Source organism: Candidatus Harpocratesius sp. (genome assembly GCF_054039255.1).
On sequence record NZ_JBPLBG010000053.1, the window covers coordinates 18045 to 38770 of the forward strand.

7 protein-coding genes are annotated in these 20726 nt (G+C 30.9%); 2 read left to right on the forward strand and 5 right to left on the reverse strand.

Features of this window, described 5'->3' with window-relative positions; translation table 11 throughout:
- Nucleotides 1-108 precede the first annotated feature (108 nt).
- Both ACXLDF_RS13110 and ACXLDF_RS13115 read left to right on the forward strand, forming a co-directional pair.
- Complete coding sequence (locus tag ACXLDF_RS13110) at nucleotides 109-1017, forward strand: radical SAM protein (protein ID WP_457558989.1); 909 nt, start codon at nucleotides 109-111, stop codon at nucleotides 1015-1017.
- Nucleotides 1018-1118: 101 nt separating this feature from the next.
- Complete coding sequence (locus tag ACXLDF_RS13115) at nucleotides 1119-1691, forward strand: GNAT family N-acetyltransferase (RefSeq protein ID WP_457558990.1); 573 nt, start codon at nucleotides 1119-1121, stop codon at nucleotides 1689-1691.
- Between the two features lie 43 nt (nucleotides 1692-1734).
- Here the strand turns inward: ACXLDF_RS13115 and ACXLDF_RS13120 are convergent, their stop codons facing one another.
- The 5 genes from ACXLDF_RS13120 to ACXLDF_RS13140 form a co-directional block, all read right to left on the reverse strand.
- Complete coding sequence (locus tag ACXLDF_RS13120) at nucleotides 1735-5853, reverse strand: Loki-CTERM sorting domain-containing protein (protein ID WP_457558991.1); 4119 nt, start codon at nucleotides 5851-5853, stop codon at nucleotides 1735-1737.
- Nucleotides 5854-6105: 252 nt separating this feature from the next.
- A complete protein-coding gene (locus ACXLDF_RS13125; RefSeq protein WP_457558992.1) occupies nucleotides 6106-12177 on the reverse strand; it encodes a hypothetical protein in 6072 nt (2023 codons plus the stop codon).
- A gap of 251 nt (nucleotides 12178-12428) precedes the next feature.
- Nucleotides 12429-13841: a (Fe-S)-binding protein gene (locus ACXLDF_RS13130; protein WP_457558993.1), complete on the reverse strand. Its 1413-nt coding sequence runs from the start codon at nucleotides 13839-13841 to the stop codon at nucleotides 12429-12431.
- A 64-nt stretch (nucleotides 13842-13905) separates the two neighbouring features.
- The gene (locus tag ACXLDF_RS13135) at nucleotides 13906-15396 is read right to left on the reverse strand and encodes an FAD-binding oxidoreductase (protein ID WP_457558994.1); all 1491 of its coding nucleotides are present in this window, start codon (nucleotides 15394-15396) and stop codon (nucleotides 13906-13908) included.
- 216 nt (nucleotides 15397-15612) lie between these two features.
- On the reverse strand, nucleotides 15613-20289 hold the full coding sequence (locus tag ACXLDF_RS13140) for a PAS domain S-box protein (RefSeq protein ID WP_457558995.1): 4677 nt from the start codon (nucleotides 20287-20289) through the stop codon (nucleotides 15613-15615).
- Nucleotides 20290-20726: the final 437 nt, after the last annotated feature.

Consider the following 20726-nt stretch of genomic DNA (forward strand, 5'->3'; position numbering starts at 1 on the left):
TATTTAATTTGATTGAGTACTTTTAATTCTTGATTTATTTTGAGGAAAATATCTACAACAAAAGATAAAACAATTCACACTGTTTTTGGAATAGTCCCTTCGAGGAGGTTGGGCCAATCACTTGGTATTAGCCCAATTCCTAAAAAAACTTGTAATTTTTCTTGTATTTATTGCCAACTTGGAAGAACAAAGAAATACACAAAAAATCGCAGTAAATTTTTTCCAATTACCAGAATCCTTCAAGAACTACAAGATTACTTATCTAGTATTAGTGAAGCACAATATGATATTATCACGATTGTAGGCGATGGAGAACCTACACTTTATGAAGGTTTAGGTGAACTTATAAATCAAATTAAAAATATTCAAGAAAAGCCAGTTGCAGTAATATCTAATGGATCATTATTGTTTAATAAACAGGTTCGACAAGATTTATGTCTCGCAGATGTTGTTCTTCTCAATTTTGATAGTTGGAATGAAGAAAGCTTTAGAAAAATTAACCGTCCGTTAAAATCAATTAATTTCAAAAAGCGATATGAAGGTTATTTAAAATTTAGAGAAGAATTTTCCGGAATATTATATCTTGAAGTAATGTTAGTTAAAGGAATAAATGATAATGAAGAACAAGTCTCAAAAATTGCAAAACTAATTGAAAAAATCCATCCAAATGTAGTATTTGTTAATGTTCCTGTTAGACCGCCAGCAGAATCATGGGTAAAAATACCAAATCAAGAGAATATAGATAAAGCACGTGAAATACTAAATGCGCGCCGTATGGACTATTTTCCTGCTGGAAATTTTAGTTCTTTAGAAAAAAATCCTATTGAAGCTATCATAGATATAATAGGAAGGCACCCCATGAGAGAAGAAGATATTGAAACATTTTTACATGGAAGAATAATTGATAATCTTGATAAAATCAAAGAATTAAAAGAACAAATAATTTCTGAATTAAGAGCGAATTCAAAAGTGAAAGAAATTTCTTACGGTTCAGCTCGATTCTTTCGTTTAGTTTGAACGCTTGAAATCTTCTATATACTTAATTGAATTATTAAAAAAAATGAACAAAATAGATTTTAACAAAAAAAATTTTTAAAACAGAATTATTTTTTCAATTCATGGTTGAATTTCCCATTCTACATACAGAGCGTTTAAAATTACGAAAACCCCAAAAAGATGATGAACAAATTCAAAAAGAAATTTTGCAAGATAAAGAAATAATGCGTTACATTGGTATGGAACCTTTTAAAACTTTAGATGATGTGAGGAATGAATTAAAATGGTTTGTTGATTTGGTTGAAAAAGGTGAAGGAATAAGATGGATAATTGCATTAAAAAATACAAATGAATGCATTGGCGATATAGGATTTCATAATTGGAAAAAAAATCATTTTAAATGCGAAATTGGATATAAATTAAAGCGCTCTTTTTGGGGAAAAGGATTTATGACAGAGGCGGGGAATGCTGCTTTAAATTATGCATTTACAGAGTTGAATATCAATAGAATTGAAGGGTTGGTCGATCCAAGGAATTTACCATCTATTCGACTTCTTAAGCGATTAGGCTTTCAAAAAGAAGGAATATTGAGAGATTATGAATTTGAGCGCGGAGAATTTGTGAATCTCCAAATAAGTTCTATCCTAAAACAAGAATGGGAAAAAAAGAAAAACAATCAAAAAAAAATTCTATAATATAAAAAATAGTAATTAAAAACAAAAAAAGCGAAATGTTTGTTTACTTTCGCTTAAACCGCTTATATAATGTGATTATTGCAATTCCAAACATGGCAATAAATATTTCTAACGGAAATCCAGGAATATTACCAAAAGGATTTTCAGCTATACTGGAATTTTGAATAATTACTAGCATTTTAACTGTTGTTGTCCCTTGAATGACACCACTATCCGCAATCGTTATTTCTACTAAATATATACCAGAATTGGATTTGGAAATATCCCATGTATTAGTATATGTGGTCCAATTATCTATAGTATTTCCTTCTGTCATATCCATAGGATATCCAGTTAAAATTCGCACATCAGATAAATCAACATCTCCTGGGGTATTTATATCTGTAGGATTTACTCCAGTTACTTCATAGATTTGAATTTGTACTGAAGAGATTCCATCTTCATCAAATACATCAATGGAAAAGTCAACAGGACTTGTAAATATATCATCTGCACTGGTGAAGTTTCCAGGAACTACATTTTTATACGATGGAGGTGTGCTGTAATCCACATAGAATATTCGTGAGACTTGAATGGTGTGAGGTACAGGATCAGTATCAGTAACAGAGATTGTAATTGTGTGAGTTCCTGAAGAAAGGGTAGCTAAATTATATGATAAAACCCAACTATTTGTTCCAGAATTGAAAATCATTGGAAGAATGCTCCCATCATCAATTTGTGCAACTACAGAATCGATACCATAATCATCAGTAATCGATATTTCAAAAGTGTATGAAACAGCATCAAGATGTTCGCCGATCTCATTAGGAGATATCCAGGTAACTACTGGAGGATCACTAATAGGAACAGTTACTGAATCATTTACAATAAATGTAAGTGTTTTTGTAACAATATTCTGATACGCATCTATATCACGCACCTCAACAGTAAATGTGTGAGTTCCGTTGATTAACAGAGTTACATTTCGCGTTAATTCATATAATCCCGTTCCTGAATTGAATATCATTGATTCAAAAGGTTCTGAATCAAATTGAGCACGAACCATGTCAATACCTTCATCATCTGAAATATTGACTGTAAAAGTAATTTCTCCGCTTAAAACCAAATCATTTTCAGATGGTGAAACGAATTCTATCTTAGGCAGCTTATCTACAAAGAAAGCAATAGATTCTTCTCGAGTATGATGAGGATCATCAATATCAATGACTCGAACAGTAAAATTATGCGTTCCATGTATTAAAGTAGAAAGATCATAATCAAATTCCCATAATTTTGTTATGTTATTATATGTTAGATTTTTATTTACACGTTCGTCAATTCTACCTTGTACAGAAGAGATACCCCAATCATCAGTAATGTTTACTTCAAATGTATAAAAACCTTGCAGTGTTTCATCAGCTGTGGCTGGAGAAACGATCTCAACAAACGGTTCATTTCCAGGATGGAAATTATCAACTGTTAAGTTATAATAGACAATAGATTTATGACCTTCCATATCCCATACAGTCAAGCTGAAAAGATGCCAACTGTTTTCGGGTTCAGCCCATGTATTCCATGTGAATTCATAAATACCTTCAGAGACATAGTTATCAGCATCTAAAACATAACCAGTTCCGTCTTTAGTATATACAGCTGCAAAAACACCAATATCATCTGTTAAATTAACTTTAAAAGTAACAGTACCGTTTACAGCACTCCCATTAATAGGAGTTGGATCTAAAAACTCGATTGTTGCTGGTGTTACAAATGATTCATTGAAATTATCAACTTCAATGCCCCATCCACAACCACCAACATTATCTGCTGCATCTGTAATAAGTGCATTCATATAATACCATCCATCAGCTAACTCAGTTGTATTTAAATCACGATACCAGTAATTATTAGTTGAATTAAAGTACATTTGATAAGCCCAGTGAAAATCTTCATGTGGGATTGGTAAATCACCCCACCAAATATCATATGTTACGTTGACTATTTCTGATGTTGGAAATCGTTGATAAAATTGTGGGTCTCCATAAATATCAGTGCCGTTATAGACGTCATTGCCCCACCAATTTAACCAAGAATTATCCCAAGATTCGAGTGTAATTCGTTCTACATTTGAATAGGTACCTTTGTTCCAAAATTCTGGTTGATAGTCAAATACTGGTTCTTGTGAAGTTGTGTTGAACCATCCAAATCTTCCACCTGGAGCAATTAAATCATCTGAATCAGGATGGAAATTATAGTTGAAATCCAACCAAAAATCTGAAACACTATGATTGGTTCCATCTTTTTCGTAAAATGCATCATTGGTAAATAACTCCAAATGTAGATTCAAATTTTCAACATTATTCTCATCCCAATTCCACCAATACCAAATATTAAAACCGTAACCGTTATTGAATTCTGGATAAGTCAAATTAAAACCATTCCATTCATCAGAAATCGGTAATTTGACTTGTGCTTCTGTTTTATAAAAACCAGTGCTTACATTCAATCTACTCCACCCAAAATAATCTGTAAAATCAAATGAATGTGGGTTTAAATCATTTTCAGAATAGATTTTTACAGGATTTTTTGTCATAACATCAATTGAGTTCCAATAACACTCTATGTTTGAAATCCAATATCCTCCCATATGGGGGTCAAATTCTATTGATTCACGATAGAAATCCATTTTATTTAGTTCAGAATTCTGTAGCATTTCGCTTTGGCTATAAATCCATGAATTTATTAAGTAATCTGTCCAATTTAAAGAAGTATCTGATGTATTCAACAAAATTTCCCAATGATCTGATTCAAAAGCTTCATCAAATCTCCATTCTTGCCAATCTGACCCATTATATGATTCAACTAAATTCCAATTATATGTTGTGCTAAGATTTGCAATGAAAGAGTTAATTTCTGTTTGATGATTACCAGGTTGAATAAAATTAAGATCAATTTTTACTACAGAATCATTACGATTATGCCAAGGGTCTGCTTTTCGGATATTTAGGTCAATTTTAAATAATTCAGGCATAGAAATTGTATATGGCATGAGATCAATAAAATAGGCGAGTTCATGGTTAACTTGAATAACGGATAAATCATATCCATATGGATTCACCTCTACTGAAGCACGTTCCATTGGTAGAGTATCATAAGGATGAAATTGTGTATCAAAATCTACCCAACACTCTGTATATGTATCTCCCTCATTAATTTGTAAAAATACAGAATATTGATCATGTAAATTCCAAGGTTCTTCAATATTTGGATGATATTCTGACCAGCAACCTGGAGAATACGTAAGATTCCAAAGTTCAGGTAGTTGCCATTGAATCTGAAGAGGATCATCAGGATTTTGATAAGGAGAACGTTGTAATATCGTAAATGGTATGATATCCCTAATTTCATAATAAAACCCACCGATTAATTTTTCAACATCATGATTCCAGCTGGCTCCAAATGATTGATAAATTCTATCTCCTCCATTCCACATCCACATTCGTAGAGCAGAGGCATTTGAAATATCAATAGTTTCTGCTATACCACCGTAAGATTTTGGAATTAGGCTATTATAATCATCCATTAAAAGTGGCCATTGAACACTTGTGGAAAATGAAACCGATGTGAGTGTGTGCCAAGTTCCATCCCATTCTTCATCCCAAGACCATATACCATCTTCATAATAATCACTATAGACAAAGAAATTGACAAAACCCATCATCCAATTTGCCCAATCTCTTGCTTGTTCATGATCTGCAGTCTCAAAAGTCAATTGTATCCTTGAATTATGATCCCAAGGACCCATAGATTCAGATAGCCACCAATCTCCCCAACGAAAAGCACTAAATACTTCAGGAAAATTGTTTTTAATCATTTCAAGAATTTCTCCTCCTAATTGTATATTAGGACCCCCAAAGGAATATTCTGAATAAATATTTCCTTCAAGATTTATATCAACATATAACTCTTCTCGATATCCAGATTCATATGCCACTTTCGGTGCAAGGAAATCTGCGAATACTTTTCTTTCATCAATGTTTGAAATTCTCTGATTGGTTATTTCATTGTTTTTATATGTATTGTCATTTTCTGTTGAAACATTTGAAAAATTCAAATCTACAAATGAAAACACAAATATTGTCAAAATAATTCCAATATTGACAAGTCGTAACCTTTTTTGCTTCATTAGATAAATCCCTCATATTACTTTAATGCATATTTTTTATTTTTTCCAACCTTTTGATTATTTTAAAAAACAAAATTTAATTTTAAGAAATAAAGTATTGAAAGTATGCTGTAGATTGGAATCTGAACGCGATATATTAATATACGCGTAATATTCGAATAAAAACGTAATTATTTATATTTTTGTAAGTAGAAAAAAAAATTAGTAATGTAAAAAATAAAAAAAGAAATAGAGACTAACTATTTTTTGTGTTTATTTTTGATGTTTCTGTTTGTATTGGAATATGTAAACTGCAATCAAAGTAAAAAGACCAAAAATACCTAAAGTTAAACCAGAATATCCCGGAATTCCACCACCTGCTTGATTCACAATTGTGAATGTATAATCAGATGTATCTTCACTTAAAATAATCGAATCACTCACTATGTGTGCTTCTACTTTAATAAGACTGTTTGTAAAGGTTCCTTCGATATCATTTGTACTCCAATAATAGTATGTATCAGATGTGTTATTTACTATCGAAATCCAAGTGATACCATTATCGAGTGAATAATACAAATTATAACAGAGATCAAGAGCCTGAGGATTTACTATTTCCCATGTTATATTGTATAAATCACTTACAATTTCACCACCATTAGGACTGGTTACTGTAATTTGAATTTCACTATCTTCAAGAATTATAAATGTTATTTCACTAAATCCTGTGTTATCACTTAAATCTATAGCAACAACACGTAAAGTGTGTTCTCCATCTGATAAATCATCAAATATGCCTGTATCTTCAATTAAATTCGAATCTAAATAAATATATACTTCATATTCATTCAAATCAGAAATTGAATAGGAATAACTGACGCTGCTTTCATGAGCAAATTCTTCACCATTTTCTGGTGTTAAAATCGAAACTTCTGGTGCAATTGTATCTTGAACAATAAAAGTAACACTATCAGAGCCAGTATTACCATAACCATCAACAGCTTCAACTGTTAAAGTGTATTCACCTAGTTCAAGACCAGTAAGTATGCCAGTATCTTCTATTTCTTCCTCATTTAAGAATACATGGATAGAAATCTCTTGTTCTGAAGAAACTTCATATGTATATGTGATATTCAAACCAAATTCTAATGTTGAATCTCCCTCAGGTGAATTGATTACTACAACAGGCGCTGTTGTATCAACTACAACAAATGTAATCATATCTGTTCCTACATTACCAGAATTATCAGTACCTCTAATTTCAAGATTATATTCTCCAATATTTAATCCTTCAAATGTTCCAACATCTTCAATTAAATCCCCGTTTAGCAATAGTTCGATTATTACGTCGTCCATATCAGAAAATTCATATGAATATGTTATTGATTCCCCAAATTCAAAGATAGTTCCATTAATTGGAGAGAGTATGTTGATGATAGGAGCAATAGAATCAACTACAGAGAAAACAATCTCATCATATCCCGAATTTCCTTGCTCATCAGTAGCAACGATCCTTAATGTATAATTACCTATTAGTAAATCATTCATTATTCCTGAATCAATGATTTCATCACCATTTAGCAATACAGTAATTGAGTAATCACTTAAATCAGTAACTTCATAAGAATATTCCACATTTTCTCCAAATTCAGCTACAGATCCAAACTCTGGAGATAATATTGACACTACAGGGTCAGTTGTATCTAAAACACTGAATGTAATTGAATCAGAACTGGTACTTCCAGAGCTATCAACAGCATTCACAGTTAAAGTATATGAACCTATCGCTAAATTGCTTAAAACACCAGTATCTGTTATTTCAATACCATTAAGATAAATTGAAATTGTTATTGAATCAAGATCAGAAACAGAATATGAATAACTTACATCTGAACCGAATTCAAACACAGAGCTATTTGCTGGCAGTGTAATCTCAACAACAGGAGCTGTAGTATCAGAAATGGTAAATGAAATTGAATCAGAACCAGTATTTCCAGAACCGTCAACTGCATTTACAGTGAGAGTATATGAGCCTATAGCTAGACTGCTTAACATACCATTATCTGTTATTTCAACGCCATTTAGAAAAACTTCAGTTGTGAATGAATCTAAATCAGAAACTGTGTAATCGTAACTCACATCTGAACCATATTCAAACACAGAAGCATCTGTTGGTAGTATAATCTCAACGATAGGTGCTGTGGTATCAGAAATAGTAAATGAAATTGAATCAGAACCAGTATTTCCAGAATTATCAACAGCATTTACAGTGAGAGTATATGAGCCTATAGCTAGACTGCTTAACATACCATTATCTGTTATTTCAACGCCATTTAGAAAGACTGCAGTCGTGAATGAATCTAAATCAGAAACTGTGTAATCGTAACTCACATCTGAACCATATTCAAACACAAAACCATCAGATGGATTTAAAATTTCAACAATTGGAGCTTGACTATCAATAACCATGAAATCTATTCTTTCAATGGCGATATTATTATATACATCTGTCGCATAACCAACTAAACTATATGATCCTGGATTCAATCCACTTAAAACTCCTGTATCAGATATAGTTAAACCATTTAATTTCAGTTCAATGCTGTAACTTGATGGATCTGATGCAGTATATGAATACTCAATATTTGTTCCCAATTCAAAGCTAGATCCATTTGTTGGTGTATTAAAATGGAAAATTGGAGCGCTTGAATCAGTTATCGTTATATACACAGTATCAGTTGATATTTGATCCCAAATATCCATCACACTAAATTCATATGTGTAATCACCAACAGCTAAACCATCTAATGAAAATTCAAATGTTCCTGGTGATGTTGTCCATGTAACTGATTCATATAAGAATTCACCATTTCGTTTTAAACTATATTCTTTTGGATTCCGATCAGTTGCAGTCCAAATTAATGTATGGCCGTTTTCAGCGAATTCATATACATGGTTGCTTGGTGTGGATGTAAATTCTGGTGCTAATACATCGGGGTCAATTGTAAAGGCCCCATTAGAAATATCTGATTCATCTGTTAATGTATATCCTAAATAAGTTCCACTAACTGTTACTCTTATTCGATAATTTGTGCCATATGGAATTGAATGGGTATTCCAGACATAATTTGTACCAGTTAGGCCTGTTGCAATAGTATTGTAGGTTGAACCATCTACAGTATATTCTAAAGTTGATTCATAGACAACTTCAGAAAGAGTATTAACATCCCATGCAATTGATACACTATCTTCAAATCGTTCACCTCCATTTGGAGATATTAATGAAACAATCATGTTTGGACGATTATCAATTGTCATAATTCCAGATAAATCAAAAGTTGCATCAGGTGTTCCTTCAATCTCGTAGTTTGCGATTATTCTTAATTTTACTTGATTAGAATAAATCAAACTTGAAGAATTCCAATCATATGAATAAACAGATGAAGATAAATCAGAAACAATCGTAGTCCAAGATACTCCATTATCAGATGAGTAGGCTAAATCAAATGAAGTAATAAATCCATCAATATCTGTTACTTCCCAACTGATAGAAATAATTCCTGAATATGAAAAACCTCCAAGAGGTGTAAGATAATTAACACTAGGTACATCTGGATTATTTATTGCGAATGCAAAATCCGATTCATCTGAAGCTTCACCTCCATAGCCATCATATGCAATTACTCTCACTATAACAGTATCTTTATCTGAAAAGCTAGAAATATCCCACATATAAGTATTTCCTACTAAATTTGTTGCAATTGAATTCCAAATAGTTCCATCAAATGAATAACCCAAAGAATAGGTTAAACTATCTGCATCTTGATCTGAACCAGTCCAAGAAATTTGAATTGATTCGGAATATGTTTGACCTCCATTTGGAGAAATAAGAGAAACACTGGGATTACGATTTACAACAGTATATGTAAATGGATTTCCATATTCATCTGTAGCATTTGAATAATGATTTGAATTATCTCCTGCTCTAATATACCAATAAACAGTTGTTCCATGATCTTGAGAAGGAATATTTGCCTCCCACAAATCTGTATCTGGAATTTGAGTCATATCAACATGATAATAAAAATTCCCTCCATCAATAGAATAATAAACTTTTGCTGTTGCAATTCCACCTTCATCTGTAATTGTGGCTCGAATTTTTGGAGTATCATCTTGACTTGGGCTTGGTTCTACACCATCAGAATCGAGATAAGCAATTGGATTTAATATTTCAGGAGGAATATAATCTATTGTATCGTACTCTAAAGGTGCTGAACTTAAGGAATTCTCAGATACTGTTTTAAAAATTGGTGTTCCATACAATGGATCTGTTCCGATTTCAACCATAAAAATATCTGTTGGTTCGTCGTCTGCTAATGTATAACTGGTCTGCACCATATTTTCCCAAGATTCAGACCCATGCACATTCAAACTAACAGATATTTCAAGTGTTGTTTCTTCACAACCAATCTTTGTTTTAAGTTCATCAGTTAGAGTTATTGTTAATGATTGAGATAAAGTATTGGTTGTTGTTGAAGATCTAGTAAAAGTATATGAATGACCGCCATCAAATGTTTTTGATTGATCATCGAAGATTACTCCATCATAACCATTTAAAACTGGATTTAAATCTTTCCAATCTTGTGGAGCATGAAGTGAGTTAACAATGAGTTCACTACTTCTTTCAATTCCATATAATATTTTTGGTTCTGTATATTTTATTGTACCATTAAAATATTCAATTCTTTTCGCAACAATATTATAAATATAAGTCCATCCTTCGCCCCAATAAATGTCTCCATATCCTGGACCAATAAAATCAGGATCGTCAGACACATCTGATGAACTTAATTCATCTGATGTTGTCATTTCATATTCAAAATCATAACCTAAACTTGCTTCAAGAGATAATGATAATTTGGTAGAAGCACCAACACCAACTCCAAATAAACTCCCCTCCGCGCCTATCTCAAAAGTTGCAGTTGCACCTGCAGTTAATTCAACACCAACACCTAAAGTAAATGTACTACTTTGTTCAAATGTCGAAGTAGAACCATCTCCACAAGGGTCATGAATGATTGTATATAATTCTTGAGGCATTATTTCGCTTCCAGTTTCTAAAGTTTCATTTGCTTGAAAGTAAATCCAAGTAAAGTGAAAATTACGAACACTAGAAACTTGTTCAGTTCCAGAACCGTCATAACCAACCAAAGTAGCAACTATATCACCATCAATATTACTATCATAACTTAATGAAATTTGATTATCTCCCCAAACACTCCCATAATCATGATCATTCAGAAAGAGATGAACATCTGAAATATCGTTATAAGTATAACTAAAATTAAACAGAAAAGGATCACTACCCGGTCCGAATGTTATTGATGTACCTGCTGCAGGAGAAGACCATTGAAGTTCATATGAAGGCAAATATGAAAGAGTTGCGTCTCGTTGTTGATCACCACTGCTTATTTCTACAAGAGAGTGGTAATCTTGATATCCTGATTTGGTAATTTCAAATGGAGATATTACATAATCTGCTGAATCTCCAATAATATCATATTTTCCACTTGAATCTGTTGTATCAGAACCTAAATTTGTAATTGATACTGTTGCGCCTTGAATAGGAGTACCAGATGAATCCTTTACATATCCATAATAATGCATTCCTAGTGAACATTGTAATTGGAAATTTTTAGTATGACTTCCTGATTTTGTAAAAGAAGAACTTTGTGTGCCAAAATAGGTTTTTACAGCTTCAACTGTAAAAGTTGTTCCTGAATATGAATCTGGATTTGAGACAGTTACACTGTAGTATCCATTTGAATCGGTTGAATCTGAAGCAATCGTGGTTCCACTTTCTGTTTTTACTCGAACAGTTGCAGATGAAATTGGAGATCCTCCAATCATCGTAACATAACCAGTACAAGTAAACGGTGAAGAGACCGCTGTGAGTACTGGATTCCATACATATGTTCCAATTTCTACATAGGTACGGGTTGATGTTTGGTAATTTGATTTTGAAATTTCTACAATAAATGTACCTGAGATCGCACCATATGAGACGCTGTATCTTCCTAATGCATCTGTACTTGTGGTTTGAACCAATGTCACTCCGGATGATTGAGGAACATCAATACCAGTAGGAGAAATCCCAGAATCATCCCAATATAATTTTACAGTAGCACCATAAATTGGATCCCCTGTATCTGATCCTGAAACTGTCCCAGAACAAGCAAATTGAGGTGTCTCTGCTTGAACTGAATTAAAATATCCAATATTTTGCGAATTAATTAACAAAATACTCGCAAGAAAACTTAATAATAGAATTCTTTTTATTTTCATAACCATCACGTCGATAAACCTTTTAAAAAATGTTAAAAACAATAGATTTCCAACATTTCCCAAATTTCCATTGACAAAAAAGAAAATGGATATTTAAATATTTTTCACCCTTTTAATAAAAATCTTCCGAGAAAAAAGTTAAAAATTCAAAAGGAAATGAGTACATATGTAAGGTGGTACTCTATGATGTATAACCTACCCTTCAACGTTTTACCAAAAAAAAAAAATAGGAAAAAAACCTTACTATGGTTTTATTTTTTCTTTTTCTTCCCAATTCCATCGATAATTTTTTCAACATGATTATCGCGAAGTGCATCTTCTATTGGGATTTTTTCAAATTTTTCAATCATATCGTATTTACTGATCATCTCTAATATGGTCATAACTTGTTTTCCATGACCATATTGTTCGTTTGCATCATATAAATTGCGCCAGCAGAAAGGACATTCAGTAAGCATGATATCAGCCCCCACAGCATCTGCTTCATCCATTCTTAAGTGTGAAGTTCTAATACTAAATTCAGGGTACTGTGCTCGAACACCACCACCAGCACCGCAACAGAATGAATCCATTTTTATTCGATACATTTCATTAAATTGTACACCAGGAACAGCTTTAATAATACGTCTTGGAATTTCAAACCATTCATTAACAACTTGATCCACCTTTCGCATATCAAGCATTAGGTTGTTAGATTTGTCAATAATACGTTCTTTAAACCATTCTCCAAAATGACGACCTGTATGGCAAGGATCATGATAAGTTACCACTTTTCCATCTAATTCAGGATTCTTTTTTAGTTTAATTTTTTCTTCAGCAATCATTTCAGAAATAAGTTCCATAGCATGAATTGTTTTGAATGTATTAGGCTTTCCTGTCCATTTTGGATAGTCAATTGTAAATGTTCGATAACATCCAGCGCAGCTGAATAATACAATATCATATTTTCCGAATAATTCTAAGTTATGATTCATGCTTCTTTTTGCTTCATCGATTAAACCTGTACGGAAAAATGGAGAACCACAACAGATTTCATCATCAAGAACTGTGATATCGTATCCTATTTTATTCATTAAATCAGCAGTAGCGACAGCAATATTTTTTTGTCTATACGAAGCAGTGCAACCAACAAAATATGCGATTTTTACATCTTTATTCAAAATACTTCCGAATCCAGCATCACTAGCCCATTTAGTTCGTTGATCTTTCGGACCTCCATAGGGATTATTCTTAGTTTTAGATGCGTTTTCCATCCATGCATGCTTACTTAAAGGTTTTAAACCTGCTTCTATAACTGCAGCGCGCAAAGCTTCTATGACATCAACTGTTCTAACTTGATTTTCACATTGAGCACCACACATTCCACATGTAATACAAGGATAAACAACATCAGCAATTTCTTGACCTTGGGTTTTTAAATCCAAGTCTCCTTCAAGAACTGCACGTGCGATCCATATTTTTCCAGCATTCCAATATGCTTCCCATCCATATTCAATTCCTGCAGGACATGCATTAACCATTCCTTCATATAATACAGTATTTCCAGTATTTCCAGTGAATTCACCAATACCTTCTCTATTAGGATCGCCAGAATAAGCAAATCGACATGCTTTGCAGTGAATACAGCGATATATATCATTTTTTAATTCTTTTAATCGTTCCATAATGTTCACCTAATATATAAAATTTCTAATTATACCTTCTCCGATCATGTGCAAAACATGTGGTTTAAGGTAACATTAACCTCCCTGGGTGTAATATGTAGTTTGGATCAAACATCTCTTTCACTTTTCGCAAGTATTTTAAATAAGTCCCTGCTTTAGAGTAGGTTGATGGTGCATGCACATATGGATCAGGTCGATAATTTATCCATCCTTTTTGTAAGCAGTATTCAGTTGTTTCTCGATTCATATCTTGAACCCGTTGGAAATCATCAGGGTTACTAGAATCAAAACACACAATAGGCATGCAAATAGCTTGGCGACATCTTTCTATAGATGCTATCCACATCACTTCAGGAAATCCATATTTTTTCAAAACAGAATTATAATATTCTGCAAAAGCTGCACTTTCGTTCCAAGGAGTATACCAGGTAATGAATAAAAATCCTGCTTCCCAATAACTATAAGGAATAGCAATTTTGTTTGGTTTTCTCAATCGTGATTCAATTTGTTTAGGATGAAGTTTCCATTCAATAATTGAATCTGGATCAATACATTTATCTGATTTCTTGAATTCAGCGGCATACTTATCGATAGTCTTTATGACATTATCCATCTCTTCTTGAGTTTGAGCCCAAATTTCCCAATTCATCCACCATTTTGGTACACCGATTTTTTTATAAAAACTATAATCGTGAGGAACCTTATCTTTTGGCCAACGAGTCATAACTAAAGGCCAATTCCCTCCTTGAACCATTACTGTATTGTGAGCAATTCCAAATTCAAGTTTTCCAAGTTCTAATGTGAGATTTTGCATGTCTGTTGGATTTCCCATTGCATAGGCTTTAATTGTTTTAAAATGAGGATGAGGAAAGATTTTTACTATTCCTTTTGTAACAACGCCCATAGTTCCTTGAGAACCCATTAATGTTGAGAATAATTCTGGACCTAAACCCCATCTATAAAATGGTTTTGCACCATTTAGTGCCATTGACCCATAATTTAAAATATCACCCACTGGAACAACTACTTCAGCACCCATAAAGATTTCTCCTTGAGGGCCCATACTTGAAGTCACTAAACTAAATCCACGATCTATTCCATCACCAAGTACTGTAGCTGCAGGAGGTGCACCATCTGCAATGGGTGGGATATATGCGGGATGATGTTTTTTCATATAAGCCCATAATTCTCCATTTGTAACACCTGGTTCGATAATTGCATATCGATTATCTTCATCAATTTCAATGATACGATTCATTCGACTCATATCAAGCACAATTCCACCAGGTCGTGTTACAGGACAGGCAAAACCTCCTGAAAGACCCGCTGAGATGGGTGAAACAGGAATTTTACGATCTGAACACCAGATAAGTATTTTCCGTACTTCTTCTGTATAACGAGGGCGAACCACGCAATCTGAAATGGCAGCTTCTAAACCCATAACAGATCTTGACATATATGCGGCAGTTACTGCGGGATTTGCACTCACATAACGTTTGCCTACAACGGATTCGAAATATTCAATATCCTTGGCTTCAACTTTATTATATTCCATAATTTTCAACCTAAACTTATTGTTAATAGCAATTTCATACATGAAGATACAAACCTAAAAAAATCATATTAGGCATGCCTCCAAATACAATGCCGGATTTATAGGTACTATGAAAAGTGTGTAGGACATTTATAAGTGTCTAGCTTTCAATTTAGCGGAAAAGAATGAAAAAATTAAAATTGGTTGAAAAAAGAAATAAAAATACATAGTATATTATTAATCATCTTGAATTAAATCATTAAAAATTGCAAAAAATATTTGTCTATTCTTCATGGAAACCATTATCACACTTAAATTAAACTCTTTTACACCACTTAATGTCATTATTTTTATTTTTTCAGAAAAAACTTCTCCTATCTTTAATGTTTTCAATTTCTTTAAAATTTGAATATATATATTCATTCTTTTTTGTAATAAAGGTTCTAGCTTCTTTCCTTTATTTCTTTTTAAATTTCTATGAGTCATGTTTAAACTTATTTCATTTTTATTCATTTCATTTTGAAAAGCAATATTTGTAAAAAGAAAATTCAAATTATTATCATTTTTAATTTCGAATATACAAATTGGATATTCAATATCTCTAAAAAATTCAATTATTTCACCATATTTATTGAATTTTTGATTTTTATTTAATGCAAAACCAATAAGTATAGCCACATTAAGAACTAATTTTCGTATATGAGATGTAAATTTAAAAGATTTTTGAGCTGAAATTATGATTAAATGACCTGCAATGATATTATTCTTGAAGATAGGAACTTCTATCATTGTTTTAAAGCCTAAATGTTCCATAATTGACTTAGCATCTGGTGGAAAATCTTTTGGTGTTAATGAACGAATAATTTCAGATGGCCTTTTTTCATGAGCAATTAATTCAAAGTAATTTAGAATAGGCATTTCCAGTAAACTTAATTCTTGATGGTTATCTGGATATTTTTGCCAAATTTCACGAATTTCATATGTGATATCTCTATATGAAAAATCTCGTTCTAGTGCAAAAATATAATCTACCTTTATAGTTTTCCCTAAAGTTCGAAGAATTGGGGCAATATTTACTTTTGAATGATGAGAATCATGGATTAACATAGATGAAATCATAGAAATAACATTAGCATATTGTAGATTTAATTCTCGATCCCGTAATTCCTTTTCTTTTCTTCGGATTTCTGTAATATCCCGGGAAACACAAAGAAAAGAGATAATTTCCCCTTCACTATTGATTAAAGGTCTGGTTTTTGTTTGAAGTAATAAATAAATTCCAGATTGTTTTCTAAATCTATATTCTATGTTTGAGTCCTTATTATTACCTGATTTGATTTTCTTGAGATTTCCTAAAAATAAGTCTTTATCATCTGGATGAATTAAATTATGATGATTTAGTTGAGTAAGAATTTCCTTTGAATAATTAAGTTTTTCATAAACACTATTATTTGCAAATAATATTCTGCCATTTTCTTCTATAATAAAGATTAAATCATCTGAAGTTTCAACCACATTTCGATATTTGGATTCAGATTCCCTGATTTTTTCTTCATCTTTCTTGCGCGCTGTAATGTCTCTGGTTACTCCTCGAAATCCTTTGAGTTTTCCATCTTGAGTTAAAATCCCAACACCATGAGTCTCTAAATAGACAATATTTCCATTTTTATGATAACATTCAAAGATATAATTTTGAAATCCATGATGACCTTGTTGAATTAATAAACCTTTATTATTATTAGAAAAATCTTTCCATATTTTCTTTCTTATTTCAGGTTTAAGAGAAAGGACATCAAAAGATTGTCCAATAAAGTAATCTGGAGAATATCCAAGAATTTTATAACAAGTTGGACTGACATACATAAAATTTCCATGTATATCTATTTCCCATATAATATCACTGCTACTTTCTACTAAAGCATGAAATTTGCGTTCGCTTTCAGCTAATTTTATTTGTGCTAATTTTTCTTTAGTAACATCGACTTGAGATACAAATAATAATGGCCCCTTTTCGCTTTCGAATTTTGTTACTGAAATTAACGCCCAATATGTTGAACCTAAAAAATTTTTAAATTGGATTTCATATTTGTCAATTCGTCCATTTTTTTCAATTAGATCTAAAATAATTTTTCGTTCTTCCAAATTTGCATATAGTCTCCTGGGATCAATATTTTTTACATCTTCACGTGAACATCCAAGTAATTTTAATTGAGTTTCATTTATTTCAAAAATATGTCCATTCGTATCGATAATAGAAATTCCAATTGGTGAATCTTGGAATAACTTTTTATACTTATTCTCAGTTTCAGTTAAAATTGCCTGGGTATTAGTCATTGATGTTAAATCTTCTGTAATTACGACTATATGCTCTACATTTCTTTCATTATTATCAGATGAATTAATCAATTTTGATTTGGTTGTTTTTAAAACTGGAAAAATTGTTAATTTAAAAGCACGACTATCATTTATAGGAATGCGTGAAACTAAGTTGTTATCCAATTTAATTAAAGGTATTTTAACAATTTCTCCTTTCAAAACATTCTTTACTTTATCCATTAAACCTAATTTAATTAGAATTCTATCTTTGAACAAATTTAATTCAGTATTTTTTTCTTGTAATTTGGGTCCAAACAATCTTTCAATAACTGGGTTACATGATTCAAAATTACCATTTCCATCAAAAATGGTTATTCCAAATGGATTAAAATTAATAACATTTTCCAAAATCTGCCTTTCTTGTGACAATTGAATTTCAATAGATTCTCTTTCCAAAGCGTTTCCAATTAAATCAGTATAGATTTTTAATAAAGTAAAATAATCTTTATTGACAATTTGATTCTCAAATCTAATTAGTAACATTCCAATAATCATATCTTGATGGCGAATTGGAAAGAAAACCGAAAAAGATTCATCAATATTTCGGAATATATCCTGAAATACTAGTGGATATAGAGGGTGATTCTTAGTATAACGGAAAGAAATCCATTCTTCACGTTGTAAAATTTTAAAAAAGGGTGATTTCTTTTTTAATAAGAACGAAGGATTTCCAATAAAAGAATAATCATATCCTTCTTTTATCCAATAATTAATAAGATCTACCTTTATTGAATCAATAGAAAAAGAATTATTTGAATTTGGAATAATATTATTAATTGTTTTATTCTGGTGTTCTTTGAATTCAAAAAGCATAATTTCTGAGCAATTAATAAATTCAGAAAGATCTGCAAAAGACTCTTCTATTACTCTTGAAAAATCATAAGATTTAATAAATTTCGCTGAAATTTCAGCTAATTTTTGCTGGAATTTAAGACGAAATTCTAATTCTTTTTCAATTTTCATGCGATTCGTTATATCAATAGCAAAAACCATATGTGCAATAGTTTTTTTTTCCCACTTAATTAATCGCGTTGATAAAAGATAGTATTTTTGTAAAAAAGAATTAAAATGTTCAAAACGGATCGATAGATTTTCAAAATTTTGATCTTCACCCATTTTTGATAATGCAGGAGTTATTTTTTGTTGAAAATCAAAAACAATATCATCAATAGGACCAAAATGAATAGATAAGTTTTTCAACTTTTGATTCGCAAAAAGAATTTTTTGTTGATTTGGTTGATAAACGTAAGTAATTTCAGGAAAACTATCAAAAATAGAAAGCAATTGCTCACGCTCAAAATCTAGTTCTTCCTTAACTTTCGTCTGTTGTGTTTTATCTTCAAACATGAAAATAATTCTTTCAATCTTCTTTTGATGATTAAATATTGGAAAAGCTATAATTCTTAGTGATAAATCCCAAAGAGGATATCTATTGAATTGATGCTTTTTCAAATTTAGCAAAGGAATTTCTATTGTATTTCCTTGAAGTAGACTTTGATATTTTTCTTCTAAATTATACTCTTTTATATTTGATATATCAAATAAACAGAATTCTGGAGGAAGTTGAAATCCAAGAATTTCAATTAAAGCATTGTTTGATTCTATAAAGTTTCCTTCTTTATCAAATATGGCAATTCCATAAGGATTAAGGTGAAAGAAATCTTTTTGAGTTTTTGTTTCGATTTTTATTCGTTCTTCTAATTTTTTTTGATAATCTTCCAACTTTTGAGTAAATTGTAATTGAACAGTAATATCTTCAAAAATAATAACAGGATAATAGACTTGCTCTTCATTATCATATAAAGAGAAAAAGGTAAGATTAAAGCATTTTTTGTTTAAATTATTTGTTGCTTGTTCATTAATGTTGTTTTTTTCAAAATTTAGAAAAACTTTTTTTAAAACAAAGGAATTTCCCTTCTGAATTTCTCGCATTCCTTCATAAAATCCTTCTTTCTGTAATAATATCAAATCATCATATAATGAATAATTATCTGAAGGCTCTTGAAGAAAGATTTGATAAAAAGCTTTATTTGCATGTAAAAAATAACCTTTTGGATCGAAAATTGCAATTGCATAAGGATTTAATTCAATAATTTTATCAAATAATCTTTTATCTTCTAAAAATCGAGATATTTGAGAAAATGAATTCGAAGTATTATTGTCTTTTTTGTTTTTTGAATCATTATAATTTTCAATTATAAATAGAAATAATTTTTGTGAAGAACTTTGATGAGCAAGTGATAAATGAGCAAGAATTGAGTACTGTTGTGAAAATGTATTAATTGTAAGTTCTAAAACTTCAGATTCTAAAAAAGATTCCTGTTCAATTATTCCTTTAATGATATTTATTGATTTTTGTTCTAAAAATTCAAATATTGAATGTTTTTCTAATTCTTCTGCGTTATATTCTAAAAAACATGCAGTAAAACTATTCACAAAGATAATATCACCATGATTGGAAAAAACCAAGACTGGTTTCTCAATATACTCAAAGATACTCATATCAATTGTGTTTAGTTTCCAATCTGTTTTTTCCATTTGATAACTCACTTATTTAATCTTTTTTTTGTTTTTTCTCTTTCTCTTTTTATTAAAAACTTATTCGCACTAAATAATCATTATTTAAGTTGCTGATAATAATATATGATATTTAATATTTTAATACATTATTGTAATTACTGATAATTTATTTTATGTTTTATTTCATGTTTTATTTCATGTTTTATTTCATGTTTTTTTTATAAATGTTTTATATAAGATTTCAAAATATTTTGAAATATCGCAATTATTTCATAATCCATAAAATTAAATTTATATTTTTTTAAGGATTTATCGTTGGAGAAAGAAAAACCATTATAAAAAGTCTTTCAAGAACAAGGCTCTAATAATAAAGAATTTAAATTTTTTTCAAATTTAGAACATTATAAAATAAATTAGTACTAAATCTTTGAGAAATATATAAAACAGTTAAATAT

Excerpts from the sequence above, each read along its gene's own strand:
- ACXLDF_RS13120 (WP_457558991.1), bottom strand. The coding sequence starts at position 5,853 with ATGAAGCAAAAAAGGTTACGACTTGTCAATATTGGAATTATTTTGACA.
- ACXLDF_RS13130 (WP_457558993.1), bottom strand. The coding sequence starts at position 13,841 with ATGGAACGATTAAAAGAATTAAAAAATGATATATATCGCTGTATTCAC.
- ACXLDF_RS13140 (WP_457558995.1), bottom strand. The coding sequence starts at position 20,289 with ATGGAAAAAACAGATTGGAAACTAAACACAATTGATATGAGTATCTTT.
- ACXLDF_RS13125 (WP_457558992.1), bottom strand. The coding sequence starts at position 12,177 with ATGAAAATAAAAAGAATTCTATTATTAAGTTTTCTTGCGAGTATTTTG.
- ACXLDF_RS13115 (WP_457558990.1), top strand. The coding sequence starts at position 1,119 with ATGGTTGAATTTCCCATTCTACATACAGAGCGTTTAAAATTACGAAAA.
- ACXLDF_RS13135 (WP_457558994.1), bottom strand. The coding sequence starts at position 15,396 with ATGGAATATAATAAAGTTGAAGCCAAGGATATTGAATATTTCGAATCC.